Here is an 18,589-nt window from a genome sequence, read left to right on the forward strand (position 1 = left end):
GATTATTCCAGGATAAACCATGCTAAATACTGCCTTTGAACCATGGCCAAGCTTTACCCAACAGGAAGCAGATGCCGTATCTCAAGTATTGCTCTCGAACAAAGTGAACTACTGGACCGGACAGGAATGTCGTGAATTTGAAAAAGAGTTTGCCCGCTTTGCAGGGACTCAATATGCCGTGGCACTGGCCAATGGTACGGTTGCACTGGATGTGGCCTTAAAAGCCCTGAATATTGGTGCAGGTGATGACGTGATTGTCACCTCGCGGACCTTTTTGGCATCTGCCAGCTCGATTGTGACTGCTGGGGCCAATCCGGTGTTTGCCGATGTAGAACTCGACTCACAAAATATTTCTGCCCGTACCATAGAAGTAGTCCTGACCCCAAATACCAAAGCGATTATTTGCGTGCATTTGGCGGGCTGGATGTGTGATATGGACCCGATTATGCAACTGGCGCAGGACAAAGGCCTGCATGTCATTGAAGATTGTGCGCAGGCACATGGTGCCATGTACAAAGGCAAGCCTGCCGGATCAATTGGCCATATTGGTGCCTGGTCATTCTGTCAGGACAAAATTATGACCACCGGTGGCGAAGGCGGTATGGTCACCACCAATGATGAACAGCTCTGGAAAAAAATGTGGTCGTATAAAGACCATGGTAAAAATTACGACAGCATTTATCACAAACAGCATCCACCCGGGTTTCGCTGGTTACATGACTCTTTTGGCACCAACTGGCGCATGATGGAAATGCAAGCTGTGATTGGTCGACTGCAGTTACAGCGGATGCCAGAATGGACGCAAAAACGCACTGAATATGCCCAACGTATTTTGAAGGTATTTCAGGACAGTCCGTATTTTAGCGTGCATTATCCGAACAGTGATTATGTCCATGCCAACTATAAGTGCTATGTACAGGTCAATACAGCGCAGTTGCCCGAAGGCTGGTCACGTGACCGGATGATGGCCGAAATCAATGCACTGGGCGTGCCTTGCTTTAGCGGTTCCTGCTCAGAAGTGTATTTAGAGCATGCATTCGATGGTACGCCATGGCGACCCGCCCAGCGTCTAGCCAATGCCCAGCAGCTGGGTGAAAGCAGCCTGATGTTTCTGGTGCATCCAACCTTATCGGAAGATAATATTCGCACAACCGAACAGGCGATTGCCCAGGTGATTCAGCGTATATAATTTAATATGCGCTACAATAATGTCATATAAAAAATGCATCAACTGATGCATTTTACAAACTGAGTTTAATTTACAGTTTAATCATTCCAATATTAATAATTGAACTGAGCTGTACTATTCCTATTGAGAAGACACATCAAGTGAAATCCGTCATCCTACCTCTCGTCGAATCCCCCCGTGCTGCCAAATTGGCTTTTCTGGTCATTCTGGATTTCTGTGTATTTCCAGTCCTAATCTGGCTGTGTTATGCCATTCGTCAGTTTGACCTTGGTGCAGAGGTGGTGCCGAATATTCCGTTTGGTTCACTGTGGGTCAGTGCAATTGCGGTTATCCTGCTGTTTGTGTTCGGGGTGTATCGCTTTATTGTACGTACCTACAATGAAGTGTTTATGGTCAAACTGGGCCTGGCGACTTTCCTGGCAGTGGTGGGACTCTATGCCTTGGCCTATTTAACAGATGCTTTTATTCCAACCTCAATTCCGCTGATGTTCGGCTTTATGATGTTCGCCTGGGTGTGGTTTAGCCGTGGGATCATCCGTTTTATTGTCCGTTCTTATGTGCAGGCGGGCGTACCGAAAAAACGTATCGCGATTTATGGGGCAGGCAATGCCGGCCAGCAGGTCGCTGCGACTTTAACCCGTTCCAATGAACATTTACCCATTTTCTTTATTGATGATAATCCATCTTTAAGCGGACAGAATATCGGCGGTATTGATGTCTATTTGCCGGAAACAGCACTTAAATGTTTTGCCAAATTGCGGATTGATGAAATCCTGATTGCGCTGCCTTCTGTGGGGCGTAGCCGTAAAAGTGAGATTGTCAAATTTCTGGAACCGGCACATTTAAAAATTACTGAAATTCCGGGGCTGACCAAACTGGTGGATGGTGAAATTCGCGTCTCCGATATTCAGGAAGTCGATATTATTGACTTGCTGGGCCGTGATCCGGTGCCGCCTGTGGCAGAACTGCTGGAAAAAAATATTAAAGACAAAGTGGTAATGGTCACAGGTGCCGGTGGTTCAATTGGTTCCGAACTATGCCGCCAGATTATTAAAAACCAGCCGCAGAAACTGGTGATTTATGAGCTGACCGAATTTGCCCTGTACAGTATTGATAAAGAACTGCGTCTGGCATCCAATGTTGAAATTATCCCAGTTCTGGGTACGGTTCTGGATCAGGCCAAACTGGAACGGATTATTGAACAATATGCGGTGCAGACGGTCTATCATGCGGCGGCGTATAAGCATGTACCATTGGTAGAATGTAACCCGATTGCTGGTCTGAAAAATAATGCAATTGGTACCGCTTTTAGTTTAAATGCAGCCGTCAAAAATGGCGTTGAAACTTTTGTGCTGATTTCGACCGACAAAGCGGTACGTCCGACCAATGTCATGGGTGCATCAAAACGTATGGCCGAGCTGTACTGTCAGGCCATGGCAGAAGCGCAGGACCAGACCCAGATCAGTATTGTGCGTTTTGGTAACGTGCTCGGTTCATCCGGTTCTGTGGTGCCGCTATTTAAACAGCAGATTGCCAAGGGTGGCCCGATTACCGTGACCCATCCGGATGTGACCCGTTTCTTTATGACCATTCCTGAAGCCTCACAGCTGGTGATTCAGGCTGGTGCCTTGGGTCATGGTGGCGATGTGTTCCTGCTGGATATGGGCGAGCCGGTACGGATTCAGGATCTGGCCCGTCAGATGATTGCGCTCAGTGGCCTGAAAGTGCGTGAAGCCGACAGTCAGGACGGCGATATTGAAATCCAGTACTCCGGTTTACGTCCCGGCGAAAAACTTTACGAAGAATTACTGATTGATGCCGATAATACCGAAGTGACACAACACAGCCGGATTTTGCGTTCTTATGAAAAAATGTATCCTCTGGATGAGTTATTGCAGGTCTTTGAACGCTTCAATGAGTTAACCGCGGTGCAATCGGATATTGATTGGGCATTAAGCCAGCTGGAGCACTATGTTGATGGCTATCAACGTGGTAAAGAAGTTAAAGTAAATTAAAATATCGAGATCAGGTTAAAGTATATGATTAAGAAGGCGATTTTACCTGTTGCAGGTTTGGGTACCCGTTTTTTACCAGCCAGTAAATCTATTCCCAAAGAAATGGTGACGGTGGTCGATCGTCCAGCGATTGAATATGTGGTGCGTGAAGCGGTTGCTGCCGGTATTGAACAGATTATTCTGGTCACGCATTCTTCCAAAGCGTCAATTGAAAACTACTTTGACCGCAATTTTGAACTGGAAACCACATTAGAGCAGAAGCAAAAGTGGGATTTGCTAAAAGAAATTACCGAAATTTTACCGCCACAAGTCAGCGTGGTTAGTGTACGTCAGCCACAGCCACTGGGCCTGGGTCATGCGGTGCTGTGTGCCAAAGATATTGTCGGTGATGAGGCTTTTGCCGTGTTACTGCCAGATGTGCTAGTCAAAGACCAAGCAGAAAAAAATGATCTGGTCTTGATGATTGAACGTTTTAATGCCACCCAAGCAGCGCAGATTATGGTTGAGGCTGTGCCGGAGCATCTGGTTGATCAGTATGGCATTGTGGATGTTGCCGCTGCCCCTGCAGAAGGTCAGAGCGCTGCAATGCAGGGGATTGTCGAGAAACCGGCGGTCGGTACCGCACCTTCTAATCTTTCCGTGATCGGGCGTTATGTATTGCCGGCCAAAATTATGCAGCTATTGGCCACCACACCGAAAGGGGCCGGGAATGAAATCCAGCTGACCGATGCCATTGCCGCATTACAGCAGCTCGAAACCGTCGAAGCCTACCGGATGAAAGGCCAGACCTTTGATTGTGGCAGCAAACTGGGTTACTTAAAGGCGGTCTTGCATTACGGGGTGGACCATCCAAGTTTAGGTGCAGCATTTAAACAGTTGATTCAAGAACTTAAAGACTAATACAGGGCAGAGGTCAGCATGAAGGTTGCAGTTTTTGGTCGAACGCTTTATGCCGGGGTGATGGCGGCGCTGTTGGCAGAATGTGGGCACAAGGTCTACTGGTGTGACATTTTTGAGCAAGATAGCCCGGAAGCGCCTGATTTTCAGGATGAGGCGGTCAATCGCCTGCTGCAGCAGCAACATGCCCAAGGTTTCTTGCATTACTGTAGCCTGAAAGAGCTGGGTCTGGAGATGGATGTCTATCTGTTTAGCCTGAATCCGGCTGAAGAGCCACTACTGATTGAACTGTTGCAGCAGCTCCAGCAGCGTCCGATCATTCATCCGAAACTGATGATCAATGCCTCGACCCTCGGTCTGCAGGGTACGGCACGTCTGAAACAGCTACTGCCTGAAGATGACTGGGTGTATTTGCCGGATATGAGTCAGGAAGGGAATGCGCTGGCCAGTATCACCCAGGCGGAACAACTGACTGTGGGCTGTATGAATCCACAGGTGCAAAGCAAAGTACAAGAGTTTTTACGTCCACTATTTCCACGCAAGCAGCAATATCTGTTTATGCCGGTGCTGGATGCGGAATTTACCAAGCTGAGCATTTCCGGCATGCTGGCAACCCGGATCAGTTATATCAATGACTTGGCTGTGGTGGCCGAAAAACTCGGCATTGATATTGAGCATGTGCGTCAGGGCATGGCGGCTGATAGCCGAATTGGTGCCTCCTATATGTATCCGGGCGCCGGTTTTGGTGGAGAAAATTTCTCGCATGATGTTTTAACCTTAGCCAATACCGTGTCAACCACCGGGGTCAAGAGCCAGCTTTTGGCCCAGGTCTGGGAAATTAACGAGCAGCAAAAAGAACTGCTGTTTCGCAAACTGTGGAACTATTATCAGGGCAATTTAAAAGGCAAAACCATTGCCATCTGGGGCGCTGCGTTTAAGGAAAATACCTCACGCGTGCACCATTCACCGATTCACGCCATGCTCAAGGCACTCTGGGCGCAAGGGCTCACGGTTAAATTACACGATCCGCAGGCCTTGCCAGAAATTCAGGCATTGTATGGCGAACGCGATGACCTGATTTTGTGCCAGGACCAGTATGAAGCTGTTAAAGGCAGCCATGCGCTGTGTCTGTTAACCGCCTGGAAACATTACTGGAGTCCGGACTATAAAACTTTGCTCAACAGTATGCAGCATCCGTTAATTTTAGATGGACGTAATATCTATGATCCGCAATTTGTCAAAGCGCAAGGCTTTGCCTATATGGGAGTAGGGCGCTAATGAGCAGTTCAGCAGCGGTACATACGCGTGATTCACTGTTATTACAGTTACAGACTTTAAAAAATCAGTTTGAACAGCGCCATTTAACCGATTTATTTGCACAGGATGCGCAGCGTTTTGAACACTTTTCTGTGCGTTTAAAATCGCTGGTTTTTGATTATAGCAAGCAGCGTATTGATGCCGAGGTACTGGCGCAGCTGATTCGTTTTGCTGAGGCACATGACTTATCGGGCTGGATCAACACCCTGTTTTCCACTGACCTGATTAACTATACCGAACAGCGTGCAGCCATGCATTGGGCGCTGCGTTTGCCGGAACAGGACAGTACTCATCCGGAACTGGCGCAGCAGGTACAAACCCAGCTACAGCGAATGTATCAGCTGGTGGAAAAAATTCATGCCGGACAATGCCGCGGTGCGACCGGTGAAGTAATTCAGGATGTGGTCAATATTGGTGTCGGCGGTTCGGACTTGGGACCTTTGATGGCGACTCAGGCACTGTCCGATTTTAAACATCCAAGTGCCAAGCCACTGAGCGTGCATTTCGTTTCGACCATGGATGGCAGCCAGCTCTCGGATCTGCTGCATAAGCTGCGTCCGGAAACCACGCTATTTATTATTTCCTCCAAGTCTTTTGGTACCATTGATACCTTGTCCAATGCGCAAACCGTCCGTTTATGGCTGGAAAAAGCCTTGGGCAAACAGGCCCGTGTATTACAGCATCATTTTGTTGGGGTATCGACCAAGCCCGATAAAATGACCGCATGGGGCATTGCGCCAGAAAACCAGTTCCTGCTGTGGGATTGGGTCGGTGGCCGTTATTCACTCTGGTCCTGTATCGGTTTGCCAATTGCGCTAATTATTGGGGTGGAAGGCTTTAAAGCCTTTCTGGCGGGTGCCTATGCGGTGGATCAGCATTTCCAGACCGCACCCTTTGCACAGAATATTCCGGTGTTGATGGGTCTGCTCGGGATCTGGAACAATAATTTCCTGGATATTCAGACCCATGCAGTTTTGCCCTATGATGGCCGCTTAAAATATTTTGCCTCTTATCTGCAGCAGCTGGAAATGGAATCGAATGGTAAATCGATTCAGCGCAGTGGTGACGCGGTCGAACTGGATACCTGTCCAATTGTCTGGGGAGAAGTCGGACCGAATGCCCAGCATGCGTTTTATCAGCTGCTACATCAGGGCACACAGGCGGTCAGCTGTGACTTTATTGCACCGGTCAAACGCTACAATGCCAACCAGTTTACCTATGCCGAAAGTGCAGAGGCTCTGGTCGAACAGCACCATCTGGCGCTGTCTAACTGTCTGGCGCAATCGCGCTTACTGGCTTTTGGTAATCAGGCGCTAGATCAGGTCGAGCTGGCCAGTCTGCCACCGTATAAGCAATATGCCGGTAATCAGCCGAGTTCAACTTTCCTGATTCAGGAATTGAATCCGTATAGCTTGGGGATGCTGATTGCCTTGTATGAGCATAAGGTCTTTGTCCAGTCGGTAATCTGGAATATTAACCCCTTTGATCAGTGGGGCGTAGAAAAGGGCAAGGAAATTGCCAATCAGCTGTTGCCAATTTTAAATGGCCAGCAGCAGGATGTATCGGCACTGGATGCTTCGACACAGGGTTTATTACACATTTTATTAGGAAAATCAGATGGCTAATATTCTGGTCACCGGTGGCGCCGGTTATATTGGTTCGCATACCTGTCTGGAGCTGCTCAATGCCGGGCATCAGGTAGTGGTGCTGGATAACTTATCGAACAGTTCGGCAGAATCATTACAACGGGTACAAGCACTGACCCAGAAAAGTCTTCATTTTATTGAAGGGGATATTCGGGATGGTACCGGTCTGGATCAGCTGTTCCAACAGCACAAGATTGATGCGGTGATTCATTTTGCCGGTCTCAAAGCGGTGGGGGAAAGTCAGCAAATTCCACTGGCTTATTTTGAGCATAATATTGCCGGGTCAATCAGTCTGGCGCAGGCAATGCAACGCGCAGGGGTGTTTAAACTGGTCTTTAGCTCGTCTGCGACAGTTTATGGGGAATATAATCCATCGCCTTATCAGGAAGATATGCCATTAAGTATGCCAAATAATAATTATGGCTATACAAAACTGGTGATCGAACAAATGTTGGAAAAACTGGCGATGGCTGATGAGCGCTGGTCGATTGCCTTATTGCGTTATTTTAATCCAGTCGGTGCGCATAAAAGTGGCCAGATTGGCGAAGACCCGCAAGGGATTCCAAATAACCTGATGCCTTATGTGACCCAAGTGGCTGTCGGTCGTCGTGAAAAACTCTCTATTTTTGGCAATGACTATCCAACTCAGGATGGCACATGTGAGCGAGATTTTATTCATGTCGTCGACCTGGCACAGGCTCATGTTTTAGCTGTTGAGAATCGCCTGACTGAGTCTGGCTGCCGGGCCTGGAACATTGGGACCGGACAACCAATTTCAGTGCTGAAGATTAAAGAAACTTTTGAGGCTGTTAATTCTGTGCAAATTCCCTTTGAATTCGCAGCACGACGTGATGGAGATCTGGCCAGTTTCTATGCTGATTGCCAGCGCGCACAAACTGAGCTTGGTTGGCAGGCTAAATTGTCACTAGAAGATATGCTGGCTGATAGCTGGAACTGGCAAAAACAGAATCCAAATGGCTATCGTTAAGTAGATCCAGACCCTCGCACAATAAAAAATGGAGCTTTGAGCTCCATTTTTTGTTCTAAGCCTGAATTAAGCGGGTCAATTCATCGACATAATCCTGCATTGGTTTAGGTTGCTGGTCACGGCGGCTTTCAATATTCAAACGTAATAACGGTTCGGTATTGGAGGCACGTACATTAAAACGCCAGGCACCAAAATCCAGACTTACGCCATCGGTCTGATCAATGGCCGGGTTCTGATCGGCATAGTGCTCAAAGATATTTTGAATGGTGGCCTGGGTATCGGCCACTTTAAAATTAATTTCACCTGAGCATGGGAACTTGGCAATCATCTCTTCAACCAGACTTGATAAAGATTGGCCGGTTTCAGACAGCACCGCAATCGCCAGTAACCATGGAATCATACCGCTATCACAATAGGCAAAGTCACGGAAATAGTGGTGGGCACTCATCTCCCCGCCATACACCGCATTGTGCTCACGCATCACATCTTTAATAAAAGCATGTCCAGATTTGGACTGGATTGCTTCGCCCTGATACTGCTCCACCACATCAAAGGTGTTCCAGACCAGTCGCGGATCATGCACAATTTTTTCACCGGACTGTTTCAACAAGAAGGCTTGGGCTAACAGCCCCACGATGTAATAACCTTCAATAAACTGGCCTTTTTCATCAAACAGGAAGCAGCGGTCAAAGTCGCCATCCCAGGCAATACCCAGATCTGCGCCATGCGCCAGTACTGCCTCGCGGGTGCTGTCGCGGTTTTCTACCAGAATCGGGTTCGGAATCCCATTCGGGAAGGTGCCATCGGCTTCATGGTGAATTTTGACAAACTCCACCGGAACATTCAGGGCCTTGAATTTATCTTCAATCGCATCAATCACATGACCTGCAGCACCATTGCCGGCATTTACCACCAGCTTCATCGGGCGAATCTTGGCCGGATCAATATAGGTCATCAGATGATCTACAAATTCCGGCAGAATATTGTAGGACTGTGTGGTTCCTTGGGCTGCAACTTCGGTAAATGTAGCGGCTTCTACTAAGGCCTGAATTTCTTTTAAGCCAGTATCGGCACTGATTGGACGGGCATTTTCGCGTACCAGTTTCATGCCGTTATAGTCCATCGGGTTGTGACTGGCAGTGACTTCAATCCCGCCCTGGACATCCAGATGGAAGGCGGCAAAATAGACTTCTTCGGTGCCAGTCATACCCAGATCAAGCACATTTACACCTGCATCATTCAGACCTTTGATGGTGGCTTGTTTTAAATCTTCACTGCTGAGGCGGATGTCGCAGCCCACAACCACTGTTTTAGGTTGATAAATTTGTCCATAGGCACGGCCAATTTTATAAGCAATCTCTTCATTGAGTTCTGTACCAAGTTTGCCGCGGATATCATAGGCTTTAAAACAAGTAAGTTGTGTCATCTAAATTCTCGAAATAATTCCTGCGAAGTAAGGAAGGTATGATTATAGAAGGAAAGTAGTTCCTATATGCCAAGTTACTGGTTAACTTTTATATCTTCTTTAAAAATAGATGTTTAAGTGTATAGAGTGCTCTTTCATCTAATTTTTAAAGTTTGGTACTTCAGCATGCTATTTTATATGTTAGCTCTTCATGAAATTTATATCGATTTTACCTTTGCCAAGATCCGCTCCGCCCAGTCAGTGTAATAATTTACATCTTCTATTTCTTCCTTTTTGGAAGGATGATTAATTGTAGTTATTGCAGTAATACCTCTCACTTCAGATAGAAACTTTTTAGGCCAACTGAGTGATTGAGACAGTATTGAATTATTTAATATTTCCAAATCTATCTCAATTAATCGTTGAGTTTCTTTTTCATATGGGAGTAATAAGGTAGAGATATTTTTTTTACCATCTGAAGTATCAATTTCACACAAATAAAATTGATGGTTATTTTCTATATTAAAAATTTTATAGACATAAAAGTAGCGTAATTGATTGTTTGCAAACTTATGGCCTCTGAAACGTTTATATATTTTAAAAGGTGAGTTCTTGATTTCTTTGGTTTTATATCCCTTTTCTTCAATTTGCTCCAATAGTTTAATCAAGTCTTTATAAGTGACTCGCTCTAGTTGAATGTCTGATTCTGTTGTAAATCCAGACACTGTACCCTCTATATCTCCTTCTCCACCAGCAAATCCTTCTTCTTGATTTTGATCTTTATCCATTTGCTTTCGTCTTTTACGTACTACAGTTTTAGCAGGAGGTGTCTCTAAAGAAATTTTTAATTCTTCAATTGTATAAATTTCTCCAGGTAGGTTTCTTAGCTTGGCCAGTAGTTTATCGATATCTGCCTCAGCATTTTTATTCAATTTCTCTTTAGGTTGACTCGCTGGTTTTGGTTTGTTTGAACCTTGCCCTTGAGCATTTTTGACCTGTTGTATGATTTTTTTTGAAGTGAAATGAAATTGAATAGGGCGGTTGATAGCTGTATCAAGATTTTTGAAAGATGTAATGCGCTCAATTCTGTAAATACCTGTTTCTTTATCATAAATTCCATCTACTGTTAGATCAATATTTTTAAGATCAGGCACTTCCATGTCAAAATTAAAACTTTTAGCGCCTTTTTGATCAATAATTGTTTTCTGGTAAATACTAATGAAGGCTTTATTTAAATCAGGCTGTAATAAAATTAAAGCGAGCTTCTTCAAAAAATGAGGATCAGAGACATCTGCGTTCATAATTTTTTTGTTTTTTGCTATATTAATATGAATAGCCTTTTCATCATTTCTATCCACTAAAACATCGGTTGAATAATTTTCTGCAAAAAGTGCCGCCCGAATTAAATAAGGATGAGAGAAAAATAAATCGCGGGCCAAGATAAGCTTAGGTATTTGAATAGTAATATTTTTCTTTAAAACTGTTGAGTAGTAATTAAATTCAAAACATATCCGGCCTTCATGTATTTTTTGATCCTCACCCTCCGGTAAAATAATAGTTCTAAATGTTGTGAAATTTACATGTTCAAGTGTGTGAGTGAATAATTTTGTAGGAGAGGCATCAATTTGGGTTCTATAGCGGTATAGAAGAACACTCTCAATCGGTAATTTAAGTTGAATAGGACGGTTAATAATAGGGTTAAACAAATGAGTATCAATATCAAACCGAGTTTGACCGCGTCGACTAATTTTTGTCGCAGTATAGTAAATCATCTCTTTTGGTAAAAAGTCGGTTGAACAATCACTCATTTTTTATTTCTTCCAAAATATTATTAAAAAATCGACGTGCTTCTGGCGTTAATCGCTGCTCACTTAATCCTGATACACGTAAAAAAACACTCGGTGGATAGTATTTATTCTCAGTTTGTTGACGAATATATGTTCGTGTCAGACGACGTATTTGATAACAATCCACCGACTCAGCGTAGCGCTCCAAAAATGCTTTGGTCAACGGCAGAAAATGCCAGTTTTTTTCAATTAGGCTGACATGCCCAAGTTGTTTAATTAAAAACTTTTTGGTCCATTGTGGGGAGTCTAAGTCTTCTAATAATTCATCACGTATTTTAATCAATTGTTTCATAAACTGACGATCCCGAATACTCCAATCGACACGTGGTTTGGGTAGAGAGAGTGGTGTCATGATAGCGGTTTGATTGATTTGTAACAGCCAATCTTTATGATTGCGATATAAACGTGCGTACAGTGCACCATCATGTTTACGAGCTAGTTTGACTGACATATCCTGAATCAATTGTATCCATTTCAGTTGATCATCTGACAGGACTTGGTAAGTCTTGTGTTTTACAGTGACAGGAATGGCTTGTTCCTCTATACCTACTGTCGCTAGATCCAAATACTGTTGGTATGTATAAATAGGACTTTGTTCGGGAACAAGTGCCTTTAATACGATGAGATGCTCAAGATAAGAAAATGCTTTACGATGTTTTCTACAGATATTCTTGAGCCAGCAGTTCTCAGAGCTCAGATCACCTAATTGATAATATTGAAGAAAACTTTCGCCCCAATAATCGACAACAAGCTGACGGACTTTTTCGTAATTGATATTTTTTTGACCTGACAGTAAGCTTCTGTCTTTCAATAGATTGAAGTAGGCATTTGATAAAATCGATACATCTTGTACTGCAATATGGCTTGATTGAATAAGTAGATCCTCGATTATTTTTGCTAACTCTAGATGACGCTTTAAGTCTTGTGAATTAATAAAAAGTTGTGAGGAGTCAATAAGGACATTTAAATGAGCATTATAAAATCTTCGGTCTAGCCCATTGCAAGGAACAGCGCTGACAAAAAGGGCAGATTCATGCTTTATACAATATTCATATCCTGTAATCTGCCAGCTACGTTTCCAATACACTTCACCATATTGTTCCATCTGTTCTTGCCAACAATGCGGACAGAACCGAAAAAAATTCACAGATTTGATTCGCGACGCATTTTTTCCCAACTTGGTATGTAATGATTGATACTGTTCACCCTGTAATACATATACAGCATAACGCATCACTGTATCAGGTTGAAACGGTTGATAAATTGGCAATAAGGTGTGGTGGTTGATTAAATGGAGTGCATCATAGCAATCTGGTAGATAACTGGCCAATTTGTCTATGTAAGACGGTAAATCGTAAGTTGGCGTCAAATTTCTATTATTGAATAATTCTTCAGTAAGGTATTTGGGACTTAAAATTCCATTGTGAATAGCATAACGTGCAATCACACTGTAAATTAACTCATCTGGATATGGTATTGGAAAATTTGAAATCATAATACACTTACTCTCTATTTTTTGTTTAATGCAACACAGGAGAGGTGGGATCAAACAAATAGTGAGATGATTTTAATAGCTCATAAACATCTACTTCCTTTTCTTGTGCTTGACTGAAAAAATTCCGTAAGTCATTGGCTTCAGTGCTCTTCCATTCTTCTGCTTTCATGACTTTGCGTGATGTTCTTGGTTTTCTTACCGAAGTTGTGGTCTGAGGCTGGTCCAATTTATCTTTTGCTACAGAGCCGTCTAATACTTCCAGAATATGCTGGAGTAGTACCTGTAAGTTCTCGTTTGGATATTTTTTTAATGCAGAAGTGACATGCAGATCTATTGTAGCAGCGGGGTGACCTAAGGCCGTTAGCATACCTATAAGTGTGGAATAATGTGGTCCTAGATCTTTACGCTGTATTTCCGTTTTTAATGCAGCTTTTAAACGGTGTTGTTCAACATATTCCTCAATTTGAACTTGAGGGATAGTTAAGTCAGAATACCGTGCAATACGTGTGGGGTTGCCTGAGCGGAGTGCATCCAAAATATCGTGGACTGGCTGTAATTGTTCTTCGTAGACTTTTTTAAAAAGTTCAGATGTAATTTTTTCCAGACCAATGGTGATTGCATGAATCTGCACCAAGCAGAACAGTTTAACCACTAAATCTGGAATGCCCTGCGTATAATAATACCAAGTGTTTCTTAATTCATCGGTCAGTTCAGCTGGTTGTTGAACCCATTGATATTGCCACAGCTTGTTGGTGAAAGCATACCATTCAGAAATGATCATTTGATCAGGGGTGCTAGGATCGGGAGTGGGTGCTTCATTGCGCATAGGTTCCCAGATTAAAGAGCCTAATCCTGCACTGCGTCTAGCTGATCTTAAGTCTTCTTGCAGAATTTCATTGGCTTTGGGTGTCCCAATCATCACAATTGGAATGGATGCCACATTCACAAGGGTGACAAAGAAATTAAGAATGATTTCAGCCCCGCCAGATTTTTTTGTATTCAAATGCTGGATTTCATCAATGATTAAAAGTCCAATTGAATAATTATTTGCGATAATTTTCATCTGCTGCAGCATGGCATTCACATTTAAGCGACTTCTGGTGAAACGATGCTCGAAGTTTGTATCTCCTAATGCTAAATCTACTGCTCTAAAAAAGTTTGAGCATAAGTTTTTTAAAGAGCTGTCATGCGGACAATCAATTTTAAGGTAAACAATTTGTTTTAATCCCAGCTCTCTATGTTCAATCACTTGCGGGTAATAACGCAAAATTTTGTTCATTGTCGTTGTTTTACCGCTTCCCGAACATCCTATAATTGACATGCTAGTTGCAGTCGACTCTGGAGGTGCATAGCGGTAACAGCTTTCATTTGATGGTTCTAGTTGCTGAAAAGCAGCGTGTAAATGTCGATGTCTATCACCATTAGTGATGTTTCTACTCACATAACCTTGCCGAATCATAATAGAAATTTTTTGCTCAAGGGATAGATGTTTGGTCAGTGGTTGAAAAAAATCATGAGGCAATTGAGCAATCAGATGGATTCTTTCGGGTTGGGGCAAGAAACGCTGCTCTGGAATAAATTTCAGTTTCCCTCGTAGGTGTTTAATGACCGACTTAGTGTCAAGGATAGGCGGTAATTGAGTAATAAGAGGATTATCCCCATAGATGTCTTCTATCGATGTATTGAGCGCGAGTTCATTATTATTCATTCTTCATCGTCCTCTTCGAATAATTGTCTCATTAAATCTGGCTGACTGGTCAAATCCAGATTGCTATTTTGAGATGGGGGTGTTTGAGTATTATTTTGGTTGGGATGGATAGTTCGGATAGAATTAAAAGGCCTGTTTTGGAGGTGTTCTGCACGTTCCACTTGAATCGCTTCTTGTTTGTTCTGGCGGATATCTCTAGTACGTTGTGCTTTAGAAAGTTGATGCACTCCTGCTTGGGTCTGTCGACTTTGTGCAGTTTGGATGATTTTGTCAGTGAAATCCTGTAATTCAACGACAGCTACAGATTTCAGTTGTGAATGTTGTTTTTCAACAATTTTAATTGCCTTATAGATTTGTTCAGCTTCCCACCATGTTAAATGCTGATATTGACGTGAAGCATCACTTAAATGTGCTTCCCAGTATTCCAATTTATTTTCATTAAAGAAAACATATATAGTATTTACTGAATATGGGTCAAAACCAATCTGTAGTTTTTTGGGACGAGATTTTGCAGTGTTTCGAATAAACCAGCCCTGTTTATGCATTTCCACACATTGATAGACTAATCCTTTGACTTTAAGCCCGTGGTCACTTAATGAAGCATCCATCCTAGGTAGCAAGCCAACAGATAGTGATTTACTATCTACTTGTCTCAACATCCCAGTACGGTGCTGTAGACCCCACTGCCAGAGCTTAAGGGGGATAGAAGGTAGGTCAGTCGGCATATCGGCACTACGATCATATTTTGTCAAAATATCAAAATTATTGCGTAACAAGACGCAGCTTAATATGATTTTTCTGAACTCTTCCAGAGTTAGACAAGCTTCTAGTCGATAATCATGTCCGCCTTTCTTTTTTTCCTTGAATCCAGAAACAACACCAATATTCTCGTAGGATTTAAAGCGTGACTGAATGATTCCGAAAGCTCTCTCTACAATACCTTTGGCATCGCTTCGATAGGGTGGCGCATTTTCAATACGAACAGAAAAGTTTTTTTCAAGAAGTTCAATTTGATAACCAATGAGTTCACCGCGGTCTGCAAGTATGGCACCAGGTAAACCATAAATAGGCCAGTCTTCCGATTGTATTTGCAAGCCATAACTCTGACAGAATGTCACTTTATCTTGGACTGCAACGCTGAGGCATTGTATAGCTGTGTTAAATGAACTGTTTTCCATGCCGACATAAAGCCCAGCAATCATTCTGCTGAATACATCGATAACAATATATACGGTAGGTCGGCCAATAATCTGTGATGGATCTCGTGATGATACAAGGTAGATGTCAGCGACTGTTGAATCTATCTCATAACGTGCACCAGGACCATTTGCTTGCTTGGTCGCTGTTGAAGTCAGAGGTTTGTGATCTTTCAGGGTTTTCTGATTGGTTAGAACTCTCTTTGAATTTTTACCATTTCTATATTGTGTATTATAAAAATAATAGAATTGAGCGTATGTCGGAATATCTGCAGCTTGCACTTGAGGAAAGTGCTTAGAAAATAAATTTTTAAACCGAAGATAAGTGTCATTAATGGATTGTTTTTTGATAGGAACTAAATACCCTTCGATGGCTTTCTTAAAATATAATTCAACCTGTTCAGTGACATTTTTACCTTCATTTGATTCATAGATGCGTGGCCTGCCAATTTTTTTATCACCTATCGTTCTTTTTTGGCCTTTTCCACCTGAGTTTTCATAATCTGGTACCAAAGCATTTATAGTTTGACCACGCTGCCAGTAGCGTCTTAGTAGTCGTAGAATTTTATTAATTGATACCTCTTTTTCTAGATGTAGAGTTTTAATTTTTGCAGTCCTAATTTTTGCATTGATAAGCACGTGCTCATCATTAATTAGATCTTGAATAATGGAAAAGTTTTCATCTCTTTTTTTGAGTTGAATAGAATTTTTACTCAAGTTTAATCGTTTTAAGTATTCGTAAGGATCTTGTGCTGGTATCAGGCTTTGATCCTCTGAGAGGATTTTAAGCTCCTTGGACAAAATGAGTTCAGGGAAAGCATTTTTATTATCAATCGCAATCCATACCGTATACTGCGGTAAAAATTTGAGTATTCGGTATTGTGTTGAATTCAAGATGTAAACTGAATTAATTAGTTGCATGGACTGTATTCTCATCCTGGAGCAAATTACTTGCATGAATCTCAGAGAGTTTAAGCTCCAAGTACGAAATTTCTAGATTAAATTGAAGTATTCGCAGGGCAAATAATTTTCTAAACAATGCGAGCGTCGCTCCGATACCCATTTTTTGAGTTTGGTCAGAATGCTTACAAAATTGGATTAATGAGCTTTGAGGGTACTGGCTAATTTCTTCCATAAAATAAACTGCTAGATCAATCATGTGACTTGTTATTTCAAGGTCATTTTTTTCTACATACAACCATTTAATGTTCTCTAGTACCGTAGCAGGAATGTCTTTTTCAGTAATCAACTTGAACGGCGTATTGTGCTCTTCTTCCCAGTAACGACGTTTAATTTCTAATGACTCAATAACATGAGCTTTATTCAGATCCTTACTGTAAAGAGTATCAAGTGCTATGGAAAATTTACCAAAATCAACTAAAAAATCTGAAGATAGGGTAAACGGTATATAATCAACCGATACCTTTTTCATCCGATAACGAGAACATATAGAGTTAAGATCATAGATATCTAAAGGGTAATGTTCACGAATATCTGTAACGTTCTGATTCCAATCAAGTAGTAAAAAAGTGGATAGCTCTAGATCAGAAAATAAGTGATGAAGACGTTTACTGACACGGCCTTGTACTCTGTGAGAGCGACCAATTGAACTGAAGTTTTGAACAGTTTTACAAGGTTTATAATCGCGTCCATGGCCCTGGCCATACCCTTCTGTTACTAGTTCTTCATAGTTTTTTATAATTTTTGCCATACAGAAGACCTGTGGGTTTTGGTGGATAATTGATCATATCTGAAAGGGGGAGATTTTGTATTTGGCAAAAATATACAAACTTAAATATATTTATATACAAACAAAATTTTATAATTTTTATTTAATTATTTATTTAATTCATTAACTTAATAATTAATCTGGTATTTTAATACTCAATTGATGAGTTTAAAAAACGTTGATGATAGGCAAAAGTATTCAAATTACATCTTAGTAAACATCGTTGCATATTCTTATGTAAACCAACTGCATATTCAGACTCAAACCCGACCATTCATTCTGGTTCATAGTAAAATTCTTATTTTCTATTCCAAATATTTTAGAACAAAATATGTAAATTTGGATGTTAGAGTACTACCTTAATCTGCTATAATTTGTACATCATTATGATGTACAAATTGGTGGAAAATATGGCTAACTTAGCAACAGAACGAATCAATGTTCGTTCAACCGTAGATGCAAAGAATGTAATTGAGCAAGCTGCGAATTTATTGGGTCTTAGTGTGAGTTCCTTTATGATCCAATCCTCATTTGAACGAGCAAAAGAATTACTTAAATCTAATCACGAGTTAAAAGTAAATAATGCTGATCGTGATATGTTAATGAATTTGCTTGAAAATCCGCGCCCTGCAAATGATGAGATGAAAAATTTAATGAGTTTATTGGATGAAAATTGAGGTTTTACAAGCCCATCATCAGAAAAAATCATTTAATTGTGGGCAAGATGATTTAAATAAGTTCATAAAACAATATGCATCCCAACATCAGAAATCAGGAACAAGTAAAACCTATGTTGCTATTGATGATGATGCACAGGTGAGGGGGTTTTATTGTCTATCAAGTACCTCTATAGGATTTGATGGGGTTGATGCTGTTCTCACTAAACGATTACCTCGTTATCCCTTACCTTGTGTGGTTGTGGGGCGCTTTGCCGTTGATCAAGCAGCACAGGGGCAAGGAGTTGGAAAAGTACTTTTAGCACATGCTCTTAAACAAGTTTCAAAAGTTGCTCAAATTATTGGCGTAAATTTTGTTGTAATACATGCTAAGGATCAAAAAGCTATGGAGTTTTATCAGCGGTTTGGCTTTATCTCATTAACATCAAATCCATTAACATTAATATATCCAGTGAATGAAATACCTCATTTTAAATAAGG

14 protein-coding genes are annotated in these 18,589 nt (G+C 41.9%); 8 read left to right on the plus strand and 6 right to left on the minus strand.

Annotated features, from left to right (window positions below):
- Positions 1–19: 19 nt before the first annotated feature.
- The 6 genes from FTT63_RS07195 (at position 20) to galE (ending at position 8,052) form a co-directional block, all read left to right on the plus strand.
- Positions 20–1,189: a DegT/DnrJ/EryC1/StrS aminotransferase family protein gene (locus tag FTT63_RS07195; RefSeq protein WP_180192129.1), complete on the plus strand. Its 1,170-nt coding sequence runs from the start codon at positions 20–22 to the stop codon at positions 1,187–1,189.
- A gap of 140 nt (positions 1,190–1,329) precedes the next feature.
- A complete protein-coding gene (locus tag FTT63_RS07200) occupies positions 1,330–3,204 on the plus strand; it encodes a nucleoside-diphosphate sugar epimerase/dehydratase (protein WP_180192130.1) in 1,875 nt (624 codons plus the stop codon).
- Between the two features lie 24 nt (positions 3,205–3,228).
- Positions 3,229–4,104 carry a UTP--glucose-1-phosphate uridylyltransferase GalU gene (gene galU / locus FTT63_RS07205; RefSeq protein ID WP_180192131.1) on the plus strand — a complete coding sequence of 292 codons (876 nt, stop codon included), beginning with the start codon at positions 3,229–3,231 and terminating at the stop codon, positions 4,102–4,104.
- 18 nt (positions 4,105–4,122) lie between these two features.
- Entirely contained in the window at positions 4,123–5,379 is a 1,257-nt protein-coding gene (locus FTT63_RS07210) for a nucleotide sugar dehydrogenase (protein ID WP_168400393.1), read from the plus strand.
- Positions 5,379–7,043 carry a glucose-6-phosphate isomerase gene (pgi, locus tag FTT63_RS07215; RefSeq protein ID WP_180192132.1) on the plus strand — a complete coding sequence of 555 codons (1,665 nt, stop codon included), beginning with the start codon at positions 5,379–5,381 and terminating at the stop codon, positions 7,041–7,043. The genes FTT63_RS07210 and pgi overlap by 1 nt, the downstream gene beginning before the upstream one ends.
- Positions 7,036–8,052: a UDP-glucose 4-epimerase GalE gene (gene galE / locus FTT63_RS07220; RefSeq protein ID WP_180192133.1), complete on the plus strand. Its 1,017-nt coding sequence runs from the start codon at positions 7,036–7,038 to the stop codon at positions 8,050–8,052. Before pgi ends, galE begins: the two co-directional genes overlap by 8 nt.
- A gap of 55 nt (positions 8,053–8,107) precedes the next feature.
- Here galE and FTT63_RS07225 read toward each other — a convergent pair whose 3' ends face one another.
- The 6 genes from FTT63_RS07225 to FTT63_RS07250 all read right to left on the minus strand — a co-directional run bounded on the left by FTT63_RS07225 (position 8,108) and on the right by FTT63_RS07250 (position 17,414).
- Positions 8,108–9,478 (minus strand): phosphomannomutase CpsG, encoded by a 1,371-nt coding sequence (locus FTT63_RS07225; RefSeq protein ID WP_180192134.1) that lies wholly within the window; start codon positions 9,476–9,478, stop codon positions 8,108–8,110.
- A 197-nt stretch (positions 9,479–9,675) separates the two neighbouring features.
- Positions 9,676–11,265: a Tn7-like element transposition protein TnsE gene (locus FTT63_RS07230; RefSeq protein ID WP_180192135.1), complete on the minus strand. Its 1,590-nt coding sequence runs from the start codon at positions 11,263–11,265 to the stop codon at positions 9,676–9,678.
- On the minus strand, positions 11,258–12,799 hold the full coding sequence (locus FTT63_RS07235) for a TnsD family Tn7-like transposition protein (protein ID WP_180192136.1): 1,542 nt from the start codon (positions 12,797–12,799) through the stop codon (positions 11,258–11,260). Before FTT63_RS07235 ends, FTT63_RS07230 begins: the two co-directional genes overlap by 8 nt.
- A gap of 25 nt (positions 12,800–12,824) precedes the next feature.
- Entirely contained in the window at positions 12,825–14,507 is a 1,683-nt protein-coding gene (locus tag FTT63_RS07240) for an AAA family ATPase (protein WP_152342148.1), read from the minus strand.
- Positions 14,504–16,624: a Mu transposase C-terminal domain-containing protein gene (locus tag FTT63_RS07245; protein ID WP_163146241.1), complete on the minus strand. Its 2,121-nt coding sequence runs from the start codon at positions 16,622–16,624 to the stop codon at positions 14,504–14,506. Before FTT63_RS07245 ends, FTT63_RS07240 begins: the two co-directional genes overlap by 4 nt.
- A complete protein-coding gene (locus FTT63_RS07250; protein WP_104483766.1) occupies positions 16,611–17,414 on the minus strand; it encodes a TnsA endonuclease C-terminal domain-containing protein in 804 nt (267 codons plus the stop codon). The genes FTT63_RS07245 and FTT63_RS07250 overlap by 14 nt, the downstream gene beginning before the upstream one ends.
- Positions 17,415–17,842: 428 nt before the next feature.
- Between FTT63_RS07250 and FTT63_RS07255 the strand changes: the two genes are divergently transcribed.
- Both FTT63_RS07255 and FTT63_RS07260 read left to right on the plus strand, forming a co-directional pair.
- The gene (locus FTT63_RS07255; protein WP_039890759.1) at positions 17,843–18,109 is read left to right on the plus strand and encodes a DUF1778 domain-containing protein; all 267 of its coding nucleotides are present in this window, start codon (positions 17,843–17,845) and stop codon (positions 18,107–18,109) included.
- Complete coding sequence (locus tag FTT63_RS07260) at positions 18,099–18,587, plus strand: GNAT family N-acetyltransferase (protein WP_104426883.1); 489 nt, start codon at positions 18,099–18,101, stop codon at positions 18,585–18,587. Before FTT63_RS07255 ends, FTT63_RS07260 begins: the two co-directional genes overlap by 11 nt.
- Positions 18,588–18,589: the final 2 nt, after the last annotated feature.

The organism is Acinetobacter sp. C15 (genome assembly GCF_013420645.1).
Lineage (GTDB): Bacteria > Pseudomonadota > Gammaproteobacteria > Pseudomonadales > Moraxellaceae > Acinetobacter > Acinetobacter indicus.

What these genes read in the sequence shown, in the direction of transcription:
- FTT63_RS07195 (WP_180192129.1), top strand. Translation starts at nt 20, where the DNA reads ATGCTAAATACTGCCTTTGAACCATGGCCAAGCTTTACCCAACAGGAA.
- galU (WP_180192131.1), top strand. Translation starts at nt 3,229, where the DNA reads ATGATTAAGAAGGCGATTTTACCTGTTGCAGGTTTGGGTACCCGTTTT.
- FTT63_RS07210 (WP_168400393.1), top strand. Translation starts at nt 4,123, where the DNA reads ATGAAGGTTGCAGTTTTTGGTCGAACGCTTTATGCCGGGGTGATGGCG.
- pgi (WP_180192132.1), top strand. Translation starts at nt 5,379, where the DNA reads ATGAGCAGTTCAGCAGCGGTACATACGCGTGATTCACTGTTATTACAG.
- galE (WP_180192133.1), top strand. Translation starts at nt 7,036, where the DNA reads ATGGCTAATATTCTGGTCACCGGTGGCGCCGGTTATATTGGTTCGCAT.
- FTT63_RS07225 (WP_180192134.1), bottom strand. Translation starts at nt 9,478, where the DNA reads ATGACACAACTTACTTGTTTTAAAGCCTATGATATCCGCGGCAAACTT.
- FTT63_RS07230 (WP_180192135.1), bottom strand. Translation starts at nt 11,265, where the DNA reads ATGAGTGATTGTTCAACCGACTTTTTACCAAAAGAGATGATTTACTAT.
- FTT63_RS07235 (WP_180192136.1), bottom strand. Translation starts at nt 12,799, where the DNA reads ATGATTTCAAATTTTCCAATACCATATCCAGATGAGTTAATTTACAGT.
- FTT63_RS07240 (WP_152342148.1), bottom strand. Translation starts at nt 14,507, where the DNA reads ATGAATAATAATGAACTCGCGCTCAATACATCGATAGAAGACATCTAT.
- FTT63_RS07245 (WP_163146241.1), bottom strand. Translation starts at nt 16,624, where the DNA reads ATGCAACTAATTAATTCAGTTTACATCTTGAATTCAACACAATACCGA.
- FTT63_RS07250 (WP_104483766.1), bottom strand. Translation starts at nt 17,414, where the DNA reads ATGGCAAAAATTATAAAAAACTATGAAGAACTAGTAACAGAAGGGTAT.
- FTT63_RS07255 (WP_039890759.1), top strand. Translation starts at nt 17,843, where the DNA reads ATGGCTAACTTAGCAACAGAACGAATCAATGTTCGTTCAACCGTAGAT.
- FTT63_RS07260 (WP_104426883.1), top strand. Translation starts at nt 18,099, where the DNA reads ATGAAAATTGAGGTTTTACAAGCCCATCATCAGAAAAAATCATTTAAT.